General features: G+C 49.9%; 12 protein-coding genes. 5 read left to right on the top strand and 7 right to left on the bottom strand.

Features of this window, described 5'->3' with window-relative positions; genetic code table 11:
* Window positions 1-85 precede the first annotated feature (85 nt).
* The 3 genes from rclC to rclA all read right to left on the bottom strand — a co-directional run bounded on the left by rclC (window position 86) and on the right by rclA (window position 2,386).
* Window positions 86-646, bottom strand: coding sequence for a reactive chlorine resistance membrane protein RclC (gene rclC / locus OGY09_RS24290; protein WP_032942617.1), 561 nt, complete (start codon window positions 644-646; stop codon window positions 86-88).
* A gap of 11 nt (window positions 647-657) precedes the next feature.
* On the bottom strand, window positions 658-888 hold the full coding sequence (gene rclB, locus OGY09_RS24285; protein ID WP_032944326.1) for a reactive chlorine resistance periplasmic protein RclB: 231 nt from the start codon (window positions 886-888) through the stop codon (window positions 658-660).
* A gap of 172 nt (window positions 889-1,060) precedes the next feature.
* Window positions 1,061-2,386, bottom strand: coding sequence for a reactive chlorine resistance oxidoreductase RclA (rclA, locus tag OGY09_RS24280; RefSeq protein WP_032942615.1), 1,326 nt, complete (start codon window positions 2,384-2,386; stop codon window positions 1,061-1,063).
* A 237-nt stretch (window positions 2,387-2,623) separates the two neighbouring features.
* Between rclA and rclR the strand changes: the two genes are divergently transcribed.
* The gene (gene rclR, locus OGY09_RS24275; RefSeq protein ID WP_032942614.1) at window positions 2,624-3,478 is read left to right on the top strand and encodes a reactive chlorine-specific transcriptional regulator RclR; all 855 of its coding nucleotides are present in this window, start codon (window positions 2,624-2,626) and stop codon (window positions 3,476-3,478) included.
* Between the two features lie 52 nt (window positions 3,479-3,530).
* Here rclR and OGY09_RS24270 read toward each other — a convergent pair whose 3' ends face one another.
* From OGY09_RS24270 to OGY09_RS24255, 4 genes are all read right to left on the bottom strand, one after another.
* A complete protein-coding gene (locus OGY09_RS24270) occupies window positions 3,531-6,674 on the bottom strand; it encodes a CusA/CzcA family heavy metal efflux RND transporter (RefSeq protein WP_032942612.1) in 3,144 nt (1,047 codons plus the stop codon).
* An 11-nt stretch (window positions 6,675-6,685) separates the two neighbouring features.
* Complete coding sequence (locus tag OGY09_RS24265) at window positions 6,686-7,978, bottom strand: efflux RND transporter periplasmic adaptor subunit (protein WP_008784024.1); 1,293 nt, start codon at window positions 7,976-7,978, stop codon at window positions 6,686-6,688.
* Window positions 7,979-8,053: 75 nt separating this feature from the next.
* Entirely contained in the window at window positions 8,054-8,401 is a 348-nt protein-coding gene (gene cusF, locus OGY09_RS24260) for a cation efflux system protein CusF (RefSeq protein ID WP_032942611.1), read from the bottom strand.
* A gap of 32 nt (window positions 8,402-8,433) precedes the next feature.
* Window positions 8,434-9,816, bottom strand: coding sequence for an efflux transporter outer membrane subunit (locus OGY09_RS24255; RefSeq protein ID WP_008784022.1), 1,383 nt, complete (start codon window positions 9,814-9,816; stop codon window positions 8,434-8,436).
* Window positions 9,817-10,011: 195 nt separating this feature from the next.
* On the opposite strand from OGY09_RS24255, the gene cusR reads away from it, so the two are divergent.
* The 4 genes from cusR (at window position 10,012) to OGY09_RS24235 (ending at window position 13,464) form a co-directional block, all read left to right on the top strand.
* Window positions 10,012-10,695, top strand: coding sequence for a copper response regulator transcription factor CusR (gene cusR / locus OGY09_RS24250; protein WP_003831137.1), 684 nt, complete (start codon window positions 10,012-10,014; stop codon window positions 10,693-10,695).
* Window positions 10,685-12,136 (top strand): Cu(+)/Ag(+) sensor histidine kinase, encoded by a 1,452-nt coding sequence (locus OGY09_RS24245; protein ID WP_032942607.1) that lies wholly within the window; start codon window positions 10,685-10,687, stop codon window positions 12,134-12,136. Before cusR ends, OGY09_RS24245 begins: the two co-directional genes overlap by 11 nt.
* A gap of 125 nt (window positions 12,137-12,261) precedes the next feature.
* Window positions 12,262-12,588, top strand: a complete 327-nt coding sequence (locus tag OGY09_RS24240; protein WP_020996562.1) for a PcoE/SilE family metal-binding protein — start codon at window positions 12,262-12,264, stop codon at window positions 12,586-12,588.
* Between the two features lie 372 nt (window positions 12,589-12,960).
* A complete protein-coding gene (locus OGY09_RS24235) occupies window positions 12,961-13,464 on the top strand; it encodes a hypothetical protein (protein ID WP_032942605.1) in 504 nt (167 codons plus the stop codon).
* Window positions 13,465-13,533 lie beyond the last annotated feature (69 nt).

The raw sequence follows: 13,533 nt of genomic DNA, 5'->3' as shown, positions 1-13,533 counted from the left end.
AAAAAGCCAGCATCCTGCTGGCCCGGTAAGTACCGAATCGAACTATAGTGGCTTGCTATCTTACAGAGGGCACAACGTTAAAAATTCAATACCGCTGCTTAATTATTGATCGGGATGAATCTGCGATAATCATCACTGCTCCCGCCAACATTAACGTATCTTTTAACACCAACCGCCCGGCGCCTGACAAGTACGGAAATCCGTGGTGTAAATCACCCAGAGGCATTACCCACGCTTCTGGTGTGGTTATTAAAAATGATAAGGTAACAATTGGTGTGGCAAATGCCAGAACGCCGCCAATTAATCCCAACCAACGGCTAACAGGATTAGCCAGCACCAGCAAAGCGATAAGAACTTCGACTACGCCCAGGCCATTTGAGAACGTATACGTGTTATTCACTGTCTGCCATTCACGAGCCTGCGGTTTGAATTCACCTTCGTGGGTTAAATGTTGTTTGTATTCTTCTGGATGCTCATAAAAAAATGACATTACCGGACTATTGGCGACAAACGGCGTAATGCTGTCGGCTTCGTAAGGTACAAATTTTAATAAACCAATCCAGATAAAAACAATCGCGATACTCAGGCGAATCAAGGTTAATCCAACTCTATCGCCTTTGCCCAATATACGAAGATACTTTTCCATCCCGGCTCTCCTTACTTGTACAAAATTGCCGTTGCGTGAGTACTGCTATCAATGCGCATTGAGGTAATTTTCCAGGAAGTCGCATTCTTTTCCTGCGCCAGTTTCGCAATGGCATCTTCCACCACGGAAGGAGATCCAGACACGGCTGATACGCTAACGTGGGCAACCTCGGTTTGCGCTAACGCGGAAAATGTCACCGGAGCAGTCAGTAACGCAGTCATTAGTAACGTAGTTTTAAACATGTTCATTTCTATTTCCATTAACGAGTTATTTCAGTGGGAATATAATAAAACATGCCACCTTATTTTATTTCATCCGTAACGCCAGAATAACTGTCAATTAGTATCAGGAATATAAAAAACAAATAAAAAAAAGCCCCACACGGGTGGGGCAAATATGCAGACTACGCTATTATCATTTTATGAGAGAAAAGAGATCGTTTAATGATTCGCTCATACTTGGATGGGTAAATATCTGGTCACGCAATGTGGTATAAGGTAACCCCGCATCCATAACCGTCTTGATGATATTAATCATTTCATGAGAATCCACGCACAGCAGCGACACGCCTAATATTTGTTTCGTTTCGCTATCCACCACCGCTTTAAGAACACCACGCGTATCATTCATCACCCGCGCTCGCGGGATAGCCGCTACCGGCAACGTCACGACTTGCACCGCCGCACCGCTGGCGCGAGCCTGTTCTTCAGTCATTCCGACGCGGGAAAGCGGCGGCGTCATAAAGACGGAATACGGTACGTTTTGGCGATCGCCCGTATTACGTAACCCCTCGCCTAGCAGGTTGTCACGCACAATACGGAAGTCATCCAGTGAGATATAGGTAAATTGTAATCCACCAGTGACATCGCCCATTGCCCAAATGTTATCTTCCGATGTACGCAAATATTTATTCACAACAATGGCACCACGATCGTTTACATCCACACCCGCTTTCTGCAATTGCAGGTTTTCTGTCGCCGGTTTGCGACCTGATGCTACCAACAGCGCATCCACCGTCTGGGCACCCTCCGGCATGTGCAGCTGTACTGCACCATCATGAGAGGAGACCGACTGCACGTTGGCATTGAGGATCAGCTCGACGCCTTTGTCGCGTAAAATGTTGGCGATAGCGTCAGCAATATCCCGGTCCTCACGAGGCAAAAACTGCGGAGCTGCTTCATAAATAGTGACTTTGCTACCAAAGTTGGCAAACATCGATGCGAATTCAACGCCGATATACCCACCGCCCAAAATGCCCAGACGCTCTGGACGTTGCGCCAAATTCAACAGCCCGGTGCTGTCAAATACGCCAGGTGTCGTGGTTAATCCCTCAACGTTTGGAATCGTTGACTGGGCGCCAGTATTAATAAAGATTTTCTCGCCGCTCAGCTCAATCTCGCCTGTTGACTGCACGACTCGCACAGTATGGTTATCAACGAATTCAGCACGACCTTCAATCACATCCACGTTTTCCAGATCGGCAAGATTATGGAAATTTTTATCGCGCAGAAAACTGACAACAGAGGCCTTGCGTTGCATTGCTTCGGCAAAGTCATGCTGAAGTTCAGCATCATGTACCAGGGTTTTGGTTGGGATACAGCCGATGTTGATGCATGTCCCGCCATACATGGTGTTTGACTGTTCAATAATCGCTACCCGCCAACCCGTTTTGGCCAGTGTTGCCGCCAGCGTTTTACCCGCTTTGCCAAATCCAATAATAATCGCCTGATACTGATTCATGCTGTCTCTCCGCCAAGTCACTGTTCGTTTGATGAACTGAAATATAGCTCTAACTCTGCCAGAACAATGTATCCACAACTCGCCAATAACTGTCAGATCGTCTAAATTAGCCTTAAAGATGACTAACATTTCGAGAATGAATTATTACACTAACACTTTGAAGGTATTAATATAATAATAAAATAAAGAGATAATATCGTTTCAATAAACGACAACAAAAAATGTTCAGGAGTCTCCATGGATGCCCTTAGCCGATTACTGATGCTTAACGACCCACAAGGCTCGATCGATCAAAATTGCCTGCTGAGCAGGGACTGGCAACTGCCGCACGCAGCAGGTGAATTGTCCATTATCCGCTGGCATACGGTCACACAAGGGGCAGCCCAACTGGACATGCCCGATGGGACATCTTTTACTCTGCTGCCCGGTACTATCATGCTCTTGCCGCAAAACTCCGCACATCGGCTCTGCCAGTCTGGCGATGAACAAACACACATTGTTTGTGGCAGCCTTCGATTGCACGCTTCCTCACGCTATTTTTTAACTGCATTACCGGAAGTATTAGTTCTGGCACCTGATGAAAATAGCCCTGTCGGCCATTGGCTTAAGGCTATGATTGAGCTGATGCAACAGGAATCCATGAGTACGCTACCAGGTTCCAGTGTAGTCTGCAGTCAACAATGCGCCACACTGTTTGCCTTAGCCGTTCGCGAATGGTTAACCAGGGCGACCCCCGTTCAAAACGTGTTGAATCTACTGCTTCATCCCAAACTAGGGGCTGTCGTCTTCATGATGCTGGAGTCACCGGCGTTTGCCTGGACCGTCGAAGAACTGGCGAAACGTGCGCATATGTCACGGGCCAGCTTCGCGCAGTTATTTCGTGAAGTCTCAAACTCCACGCCGCTCGCAGTATTAACCACTTTACGCCTGCAATTCGCTGCCCAGATGCTGTCTCGCGGGTCGCAGCCATTGGTTGTGGTGGCCGAGTCGGTAGGCTACGCCAGCGAATCGTCATTCCATAAAGTCTTTTTACGGGAATTTGGCTGCACGCCGGGTGAGTACCGCAAACGCGTGAAGGCACTGGAGGTATAACGCGGCGCCTGCTTCGGCAACAAATCCGAATGCAGGCGCGCGCTTTAGAGCATTATTTTTGACCGCGGTGTCTGTGCAACCACATCAGCTTATACGCAGCCGGAATAATGAATAGCGACAGCAATGGCGCGGTGATCATGCCGCCAATCATCGGCGCGGCTATGCGGCTCATGACTTCTGAGCCTGCTCCCGTCCCCCACAAGATAGGTAACAGACCCGCGATAATCACCGCCACGGTCATCGCTTTTGGCCGCACGCGCAGCACGGCACCGTGATATAACGCTTCATCCAGCTTGTCCGCCGTAAAGGTTTGCGGATTTTCCAGCGCGGGTTCGGCTTCAATAGCGTGGCGCAAGTACATCAGCATCACCACGCCAAACTCCGCAGCAACACCTGCCAGGGCGATAAATCCGGTTCCGGTTGCAACCGACATATGGAACCCCATCCAGTAAAGGAACCAGATGCCGCCCACCAGCGCAAAAGGCACACTGGTGATAATCAGCAGCGCTTCGCCAAAGCGACGGAAGGCCAGATAAAGCAAGACGAAGATAATCATCAGCGTCATTGGCACCATCAACTTGAGCTTATGGCTGGCGCGCTCAAGCAGCTCGAATTGCCCCGAAAACGCCACACTGGTCCCCGGCTTTAACTGGACCTTTTCAGCAATAGCCTTTTTCAGATCGTTCACCACTGAGACCATGTCACGATCTCGGGCGTCGATGTAAATCCAACTGGTTGGTCGCGCATCTTCGGTTTTCAGCATCGAAGGCCCCGAAACCACCGTCACATCGGCGACATCCGCCAGCGTAATTTGCTGTTTCATGGGCGTCAGAATCGGCAGATTACGCAATGCTTCCGGGCTATCACGATAGCTCTGCGCATAGCGCAGGTTGATAGGATAGCGTGCAATCCCTTCCACCGTTTCGCCCACCATTGCCCCTCCTACCGCTGAAGTGACAAACAGCTGCACAGCACCTACGGTCATGCCGTACCGGGCCGCTCTTTCACGATTAATATCTACGTTGAGATAGCGTCCGCCCACCAGACGCTCGGCCAGCGCCGAAGAGACACCCGGCACGGTTCTGGCCACCTCTTCAATTTGCTCCGCCGTGGCGTCGATATCTGCCAGAACATTACCCGACACCTTAATGCCAATTGGGCTTTTGATCCCCGTAGAGAGCATGTCGATACGGTTACGAATCGGTGGAACCCACAGATTCGCCAGCCCCGGCAAGCGTACGGTTTTGTCCAGCTCGGCGATGATTTTGTCCATTGTCATCCCCGGACGCCACTGGTCCTGCGGCTTCAGTTGGATCGTCGTTTCAACCATTTCCAGCGGCGCGGAGTCTGTTGCGGTTTCTGCCTTACCGGTTTTACCAAACACGCGCGCCACTTCCGGAACGGTCATGATCAGCTTGTCGGTTTTCTGCAGCATATCCGCTGCCTGCGCCGCTGAGATCCCCGGCAATGTCGAAGGCATATACAGCAGATCGCCTTCGTTAATCTGCGGCAGGAATTCACCACCGACTTTATTCAGCGGGTAGACAACCGTCAGTATTGAAAGCACCGCCACCAGAATGGTGGTCTTGGGCCAGTGCAACACCTTCAGCAACAACGGATGGTAAATACGGATCAGAAAACGGTTAAGCGGGTTGCTGCTTTCGGCCGGTATTTTTCCACGGATCCAGAATCCCATCAGGATAGGAATAACCACAATCGCCAGAAATGCCGCCCCTGCCATGGCATACGTTTTGGTGAACGCCAGCGGGCCGAACAGTCGCCCCTCTTGCCCCTCAAGCGTGAAAATGGGGATAAACGACAACGTGATGATCAACAGGCTGATGAACAATGCCGGGCCGACTTCTACCGAGGCGTCAGTAATAACCTTCCAGCGCGTTGCGTTATCGAGCTTTTCATTCGGATGCTGATGCCCCCACTCTTCCAGCCGCTTATGGGCGTTTTCAATCATCACGATTGCGGCATCAACCATCGCCCCGACGGCAATGGCAATTCCCCCTAGCGACATGATGTTGGCGTTCAAACCCTGGAAATGCATCACGATAAACGCGATACACAGCCCCAGCGGCAGGGAAATAATCGCCACCAGCGCCGAACGCAGATGCCACAGGAACAGTGCGCACACCAGCGCCACGACGATAAACTCTTCCAACAGCTTGTAGCTGAGGTTATCAATGGCGCGATCGATGAGCTGACTGCGATCGTATGTTGTAACTACCTCTACGCCTTCCGGCAGGCTGCTTTTCAGCGTGTCGAGTTTGGCTTTAACGGCAGAGATCACCTCACGCGCATTTTTACCGGAACGCAGGATAACCACCCCGCCCGCGACTTCGCCTTCGCCATTCAGTTCGGCGATCCCACGGCGCATTTCCGGCCCAATCTGTACGCGCGCCACATCGCGCAGGTAAACAGGTACACCGTCGGCCTCTGTTTTCAGGACGATGTTATTGAAATCATCGAGAGTTTGCAGATATCCACTGGCGCGGACCATATATTCCGCTTCAGCCATCTCAACAGATGAGCCGCCCGCTTCCTGATTCGACGTATCCAGCGCCGATTTCACGTCCGCCAGGCTGATGCCATATTGCGTCAGCTTCATCGGATCGATAACGACCTGATACTGTTTAACCACGCCGCCTACCGAAGCGACCTCCGCCACGTTAGGAATCGTTTTTAACTCATACTTTAAAAACCAGTCCTGAAGAGAGCGTAATTCCGCCAGATCATGTTTCCCACTGCGATCCACCAGCGCGTACTCAAATATCCAGCCGACGCCCGTGGCGTCCGGTCCCATTTCCGCGCTAACGCCAGCCGGTAATTTTCCCTGAACCTGGTTGAGATACTCCAGTACGCGCGAGCGCGCCCAGTAAGGATCGGTACCATCTTCGAAAATGACGTACACGTAGGAATCACCAAACTGCGAGAAACCGCGCACGGTTTTCGCACCCGGTACCGACAGCATGGTGGTGGTCAGCGGGTAGGTCACCTGATTTTCAACAATTTGCGGCGCCTGCCCCGGATAGCTGGTTTTGACGATCACCTGAACATCAGAGAGATCGGGCAGCGCATCAACCGGCGTATTGATGATGGTCCAGGTTCCCCAGACGCTAAGAAACAGCGCCCCCATCATCACCAGAAAACGGTTTGCCACCGAACGACGGATAATCCATTCAATCATTTATCATGTCCTCAGTGTGAATGGGTCGCCTGGGCTGGCATGGCGGCTGCGTCTTGCGCCTTACTGTTCTGGGCGCGCATACGGTCCAGTGCGCCAGAGATATTCGCTTCGGAATCAATCAGGAACAGGCCACTGGACACCACTTTTTCGCCTTCGGTCAGGCCGGAGCGGATAGCCGTCAGCCCCTGGGATTCATGGAATACCGCAACCTGTTTCGGCACAAATCGGCCTTCGTTATCAACGGTGATGACCCGCTGCTCGGTACCCGTATCAATCAGTGCTTTAGACGGGATCAGCAGCATTGGCTCGCTTTGTGTTTTCAGTTGCAGGTAAGCATTCATCCCGGGCTTGAGCGCCTCGTCGGGGTTATCGACCTGTAAACGGAGCTGGAGCGTACGCGTGGTAGCATCAACGCTTGGTAAGATACTCCACTTGCTGATGGTGAAAGGCTTATCCGGCCAGGCGGGCACGGTGATGGTAAATTGCGAGGCATCTTTAATCAGCCAGGCGATAGATTCCGGGACCGACGCGCTAACCCATACCGGGTCCATACCCTGAATTTTCGCGACCACATTGTCTTTGGAAATGTTCATACCGGTACGCAAATCGAATGCGGTGATCACCCCATCGATAGGCGCTTTCAGGGTAAAGCGAGTCTGAATTTTACGCGTCGATTTTAAGCGCTGGATATCTGCTTCAGGCATTCCAGCCAGACGTAATCTCTCCAGAATCCCTTCCACCTGCGTCGCGCTACCACCCGTTTCCCGCAGCAATAAATATTCGCTCTGCGCCTCAACCCAATCAGGAATAGTCAGGTCGATCAGCGGCGAACCCTTCTTAATTTTGTCCCCCACGGTCAGCGGGTAAACCTTCTCGATAAAGCCCGCAGAGCGTGCCTGGACAATAACAAACTGGTATTCGTTATAACTAACGTTGGCCGGGAAAGTTTGCGCGTAGTGCAGTGGTCCACGACGCACTGGCTCTGTTTTCAGCCCCAGGTTCTGGGTCTGTGTAGGATCGATGCGCACGCCAGGCGATGACGCGTTCGCGGTCTCTTCATCGGCATATTTCGGGATCAGATCCATATCCATAAACGGCGATTTACCCGGTTTATCAAAGCGCGTGTTCGGATACATGGGGTCATACCAGAACAACACTTTTCTGGCTTCTTTTTGCTGAACTGGCCCGGCTACAGACGATATTTTTGCCGATGAATAATAAGTATAAACACCGACAGAAATAATCCCGCCGGCAATCATGCTACCGAGAATAAGCGCGGTATTTTTAATATTTAAAGACGCCATAGTGATTTCCATTGCGCGATGTCTTGCCCGCGTTCGCAAAAACCTGGGCAAGAATAAAAGAGACCAGCGAGAACGTTATTTACTGATGTGAATATCGCGTAACACAGAGAGATTTCCCTGCTGAACAAACGTAAACGCGACCTTATCGCCTGGCTTAATATCATCAGCCTTCGTATCAGCAACCAGCGTAAAGCGCATCGTCATGGCCGGCCAGTTCACCGCTGGAATAGGGTCATGCTTAATCGTGATTTTTTTACTCTCCATATCAACAGCTTCAATCACCCCGGTAGCGCTAATGCGTTGTTCCTGTTGAGCCGCTGGCTGCATATTCATCATCTCACCATGCTGATTCTCACTGGCCTGAGCGTTAAACATAACCACAGAGAAAAGGCTAAACAGTACGGCTTTGGCGGTAGTATTCATACATCATGCTCCTGAAAAGTTAATATTAAGGATTACTCCACCCAACCGCCGCCTAAGGCAGCAAACAGTTTAATTTCATTAACCTGTTGGGCGTAATTAAGATCGAGCAGCGATTGCCGCGTAGCGAATAAAGAACGTTCTGCGTCTAATACTTCGATATAGCTAACTGCGCCATTCTGATAAAGCGCTCTGGCGCGCTGTAGTGTGATTTGCAATGAATCCAGATAACGCTGCTGCCCACTAATTTGATCGGCAATGCTTTGGCGTAACACCAGTGCATCCGCCACTTCTTTAAACGCGTTCTGAATTTTTTGTTCGTAATTCACTACCGACTGTTGCTGGCGAATTTCTGCCAGGTCGAGATTGGACTGATTACGTCCGGCATTGAAGATTGGAATATCTATTTTGGGGACAAAATTCCACATGCCGCTGGAGGCATTAAATAAATTGGAAAGATCGCTACTGCTACTGGACACGGAACTGGTCAACGTTATCGACGGAAAAAATGCCGCCCGCGCAGCACCAATATTGGCATTTGCCGCCAATAATCCGTGCTCAGCTTCCATAATATCCGGGCGCTGCAACAGTATTTGCGACGAAAGCGATGGCGGCAGCGTTACCGGTTTAATATCCCCACGGCTGCGCGCCTGGTCATCGGGTAATTTCCCGTATGTACCCAGCAACAGTTGCAGCGCGTTATTGGCCTGTGCCAACTCACCTTTACGCTTGGCAATTTCGCTACGCGTACTTTCAATCACACCGCGCGCTTGTTCCAACGCCAGTACGTTGGTGCTACCGGTTATCAGTTGCTTCTCTACAAAAGCATAAGAGCGCTGATAGTTTTGCAGCGTTTCTTCGGCAACTTGCAACTGCGCGTAAGCCAGACGCTGGTTGAAATAGCTTTGCGACACGTTGGAAATTAATAAGATATGCACCGCCCGACGCGCCTCTTCGCTGGCGAAGAAGTTCTGCCGTTCGGCTTCACTCATATTTTTAAGCCGCCCAAAGAAATCCAGGTCGAAACTGAGATTCAGCCCGGCCTCGAATTCACGATCGGTGCTGCTATCACCTTTTAATTTACCGCTGTAGGTACCGCTGGAGCCTGCCGTGATTTGCGGATAACGGTCAGCGTCCGTGACGCCATACTGCGCTCGCGCTTCCTGAACCTTCAGCGTCGCCATGCGTAAATCGCGGTTATTGATCAGCGCCTCACCAATCAACGCCTTCACCTGGTCGTCAACAAAAAAGGTTCGCCACCCCGTGTCCTGGTATTCACCAGGAGCCGACACCAGGGAATTCTGGCTTAAAGAAAATTGCTGTGGCACCGGCAAGGCCGGGCGCTGATAGTCCGGCGCCAATGAACAACCAGCGAGCACGAATATAGCGCTGAGAGTAAGAAGCTTAAATTTGCTCATAGTTCTTCTCGTCCTGACCGGACTGATGTCCCTAAAATAAGTAGGAATTTATAGTCTTGTACTTTAACGAAGTGACTCTGTTTAACCGGTGACAGGAAAATGACAATACTGTCATTTTCCCAATAACAGATTGCTATCCGATCCCGCTTCCCTAGAATTGAAAGTCCGCACAACCAGTGCGAGAAGGAGAATGCGATGAAGGTTTTGATAGTCGAAGATGAGAAAAAAACCGGTGAATACCTGACGAAAGGCCTGACGGAAGCGGGTTTTGTTGTGGATTTGGCGGATAACGGCCTGAACGGGTATCACCTGGCGATGACCGGCGATTACGACCTGCTCATACTCGACATCATGCTGCCGGATGTAAACGGCTGGGATATCGTGCGGATGCTGCGTTCCGCCAACAAAGGAATGCCCATTCTTCTCCTCACCGCACTGGGTACCATTGAACATCGGGTTAAAGGTCTGGAATTAGGTGCTGATGATTACCTGGTTAAACCGTTTGCCTTCGCCGAACTGCTGGCACGGGTCAGAACGCTGCTGCGCCGGGGCGCTGCGGTGATTGTTGAAAGCCAGTTTCAGGTCGCGGATTTAATGGTCGATCTGGTCAGCAGGAAAGTCACCCGCAGCGGTACGCGCATCACCCTGACCAGCAAAGAGTTTACGCTGCTTGAGTTTTTCCTGCGCCATCAGGGGGAAGTTTTACCCCGCTCACTGATCGCCTCCCAGGTCTGGGATATGAATTTTGACAGCGATACTAATGCCATCGACGTCGCCGTTAAGCGTCTGCGCGCCAAAATTGATAACGATTTTGAGCCGAAACTGATTCAGACCGTGCGCGGTGTGGGATATATGCTTGAGGTTCCTGATGACCAGTAAACGATGGCGGCGCCCTTTTTCACTGGCGACACGACTGACCTTTTTTATCAGCCTGGCGACAATTGCTTCATTTTTCGCCTTTGCATGGATAATGATCCACTCCGTGAAAGTCCACTTCGCCGAGCAGGACATCAACGATTTACAAGAGATTAGCGCCACATTGGAGAGGATTATTAACCAACCCAACGAGCCAGAATCACGCCGCCTGGAAACGCTAAAAAATGTGGTGGCGGGTTATTCGAACGTCATTATTTCTCTGGAAGATAACAACCAAAAGGCCATTTTCCATTCGCCCAATGCGCCGGATCTCCGGCAGTTTATCGCCAGTGCAAGGCCGGATAAAAATGCTCATGCCAGCGATGTTTTTATTATCTCAGGCCCCACACTGCAAACCTCCAAACATATCCACGGACAGAAAACATCGTCTAACTGGCGAATGATTCGCCTGCCGGTAGGACAACTTGCCGATGGAAAACCAGCGTATACGCTGTATCTGGCATTATCGATCGACTTTCATCTGCACTATATTAACGATCTGAAAAACAAGCTGATTATGACAGCATCGCTGATTAGCATGATGATTGTTTTTATCGTGTTGTTCGCCGTATACAAAGGTCATGAACCGATTCGTAACGTCAGTCGTCGCATCCAAAATATCACCTCGAAAGATCTCGATGTACGCCTCGATCCGCAAGCTGTTCCTATTGAACTGGAACAACTGGTGAGTTCGTTTAATCATATGATCGAACGCATCGAAGACGTATTTAAACGCCAGTCGAACTTCTCAGCGGATATTGCCCATGAGATCCGCACGCCAATAACTAACCTCGTCACCCAAACGGAGATTGCGCTCAGCCAGACCCGCAGCCAAAAAGAGCTGGAAGATGTGCTGTATTCCAATCTCGAAGAGTTTGGCCGTATGTCGAAGATGGTGAGTGATATGCTGTTTCTGGCGCAGGCGGATAACAATCAGCTGATCCCAGAAAAAAAAGCGCTCAATCTGGCTGATGAGGTCGGTAAAGTGTTCGACTTTTTCGAAGCCTGGGCTGAAGAGCGTGAGGTTGGTTTACGGTTTGAAGGACGCGCATGCTGGGTTTCAGGCGACCCATTAATGTTACGCCGGGCAATGAGTAATCTGCTGTCAAATGCCATGCGCTATACGCCAAAAGGCGAGTCGGTAACCGTGCGGGTGAAAGAGGCGGATGGCCAGGTGCAGATAGTCGTTGAGAATCCCGGAAACCCCATTCCCCCGCAACATCTTCCGCGACTCTTTGACCGCTTTTATCGAGTGGACCCTTCACGACAGCGTAAGGGCGAAGGCAGCGGCATTGGTCTGGCGATTGTGAAATCAATTGTGACTGCCCATCAAGGAAAAGTCTCGGTGACTTCCGACCCTCATGCCACTCGCTTTATTCTGACGCTGCCCAAGCACGCGATTTAATTTATGGTGATGACGCTTATACCCGTCATCACCTGTTGTCTGACACAACCGTCATAATCCTGTCACGCCACTGACAGCCCCTATTAATTATACTTTCTTTCGTAAACCCAAACAGGAGAAATATGATGAATAAGATGTCCTCTTTTTTAGCTATCGCGTTTTTTATTTCAGCTGGCGTTAATGCGGCAGAAACACCCAAAATGCATCAGCAGGCCGCAATGGCTCATGAAATGATGAATAACAGCGACGCTCCTGCACATCAACAAATGGCACAAGCACACGCCGCGCAGGCAAATAATTCATCGTCAACATCAACCAATGCGCAATCATTTTCACAAATGAATGAACATGAAAAAGCGATGGTTGTTCACCAATCGGTAAACAACGGCCATTCATTTGCTCATGAGGTACAGGCCGAGCAGCACCGCGCGCAGATCTCCACTCAGGGGTAAAGACGAACTATATTGACAACGACATCCATAAATACGCGAAGTTTGAATATTGTGGACTACTCTCCCCACGCGGGCCTGTTTATATACAAGCCCGCGTCCCACTTCATCGTTAATGTCAATATTAATAACTCATTAAATCCTTCTTCTAAAAGTAAATACATCTTAGCTCTCTACCCGGATTGTATAAAATAAGTAAATAAACAGCTTATTATGTTGCGTATTACAGCATTCACCACCCCACCCTAATTATAAATTAGGATTCCCCCTGGTATGCTTCATTAATATTTAATGGGAGACTGCCGTCGTCGTAAACATGACAGTCAAAAAGTTCGCATTCCTATAAATAAATTTAATGATGATAGTGAGTAAAAAATGAATAAACGTCTGCTAACCCTCCTTGTCCTTGGCCTGACAACTGCCACAACAGCATGTGCAATTACCCCGGCAATGCAGAAAAAGTATGAACGTTCAGGTTGTACGCAGATGAGTGAACTCAATGGCTGCGATGTGAATAAATCCTATCAGTGGAACCGCGATCATGGCTTTATTGAGAACAGTAACGGCCAGCAGAATCGTCATCATCATGGTGAAAAACAGCAAAATACCACTAACACGGATAACCACGATAATGCCGGTATTGATGGCAAATTCAGCGGAAATTACATAGCCAAATTTGCCAGTGGTCAACGCAGCGTTGATATTCACGTCGAAGATTCCGGCGTTTACGTCAATGGTAATGAAGTGCGTGACGTAAATACCTATAAGGATACGATGACCTTCCGCGTCGGTTATGCCACTTACACCATTAAAACAAATGGTCACGGTAGCTGGAATGACAGCGATGCAGGAAACGCAGGCAAAATTGTGCGTGAATAACGGATAACGCTAAAGAGCGCTGCGATCACAGCGCTCTCAAAAGCGATGCATTACAGTATGCCGTTTTAA

Origin of the sequence: Citrobacter sp. Cpo071 (assembly GCF_030332765.1) — a bacterium.
GTDB classification, from domain to species: Bacteria; Pseudomonadota; Gammaproteobacteria; order Enterobacterales; family Enterobacteriaceae; genus Citrobacter; species Citrobacter portucalensis.
Note: the sequence above shows the minus strand (reverse complement) of the source record. Positions and strands in the feature narration are given on the sequence as shown.

Excerpts from the sequence above, each read along its gene's own strand:
- rclC (WP_032942617.1), bottom strand. The coding sequence starts at position 646 with ATGGAAAAGTATCTTCGTATATTGGGCAAAGGCGATAGAGTTGGATTA.
- rclB (WP_032944326.1), bottom strand. The coding sequence starts at position 888 with ATGTTTAAAACTACGTTACTAATGACTGCGTTACTGACTGCTCCGGTG.
- rclA (WP_032942615.1), bottom strand. The coding sequence starts at position 2,386 with ATGAATCAGTATCAGGCGATTATTATTGGATTTGGCAAAGCGGGTAAA.
- rclR (WP_032942614.1), top strand. The coding sequence starts at position 2,624 with ATGGATGCCCTTAGCCGATTACTGATGCTTAACGACCCACAAGGCTCG.
- OGY09_RS24270 (WP_032942612.1), bottom strand. The coding sequence starts at position 6,674 with ATGATTGAATGGATTATCCGTCGTTCGGTGGCAAACCGTTTTCTGGTG.
- OGY09_RS24265 (WP_008784024.1), bottom strand. The coding sequence starts at position 7,978 with ATGGCGTCTTTAAATATTAAAAATACCGCGCTTATTCTCGGTAGCATG.
- cusF (WP_032942611.1), bottom strand. The coding sequence starts at position 8,401 with ATGAATACTACCGCCAAAGCCGTACTGTTTAGCCTTTTCTCTGTGGTT.
- OGY09_RS24255 (WP_008784022.1), bottom strand. The coding sequence starts at position 9,816 with ATGAGCAAATTTAAGCTTCTTACTCTCAGCGCTATATTCGTGCTCGCT.
- cusR (WP_003831137.1), top strand. The coding sequence starts at position 10,012 with ATGAAGGTTTTGATAGTCGAAGATGAGAAAAAAACCGGTGAATACCTG.
- OGY09_RS24245 (WP_032942607.1), top strand. The coding sequence starts at position 10,685 with ATGACCAGTAAACGATGGCGGCGCCCTTTTTCACTGGCGACACGACTG.
- OGY09_RS24240 (WP_020996562.1), top strand. The coding sequence starts at position 12,262 with ATGAATAAGATGTCCTCTTTTTTAGCTATCGCGTTTTTTATTTCAGCT.
- OGY09_RS24235 (WP_032942605.1), top strand. The coding sequence starts at position 12,961 with ATGAATAAACGTCTGCTAACCCTCCTTGTCCTTGGCCTGACAACTGCC.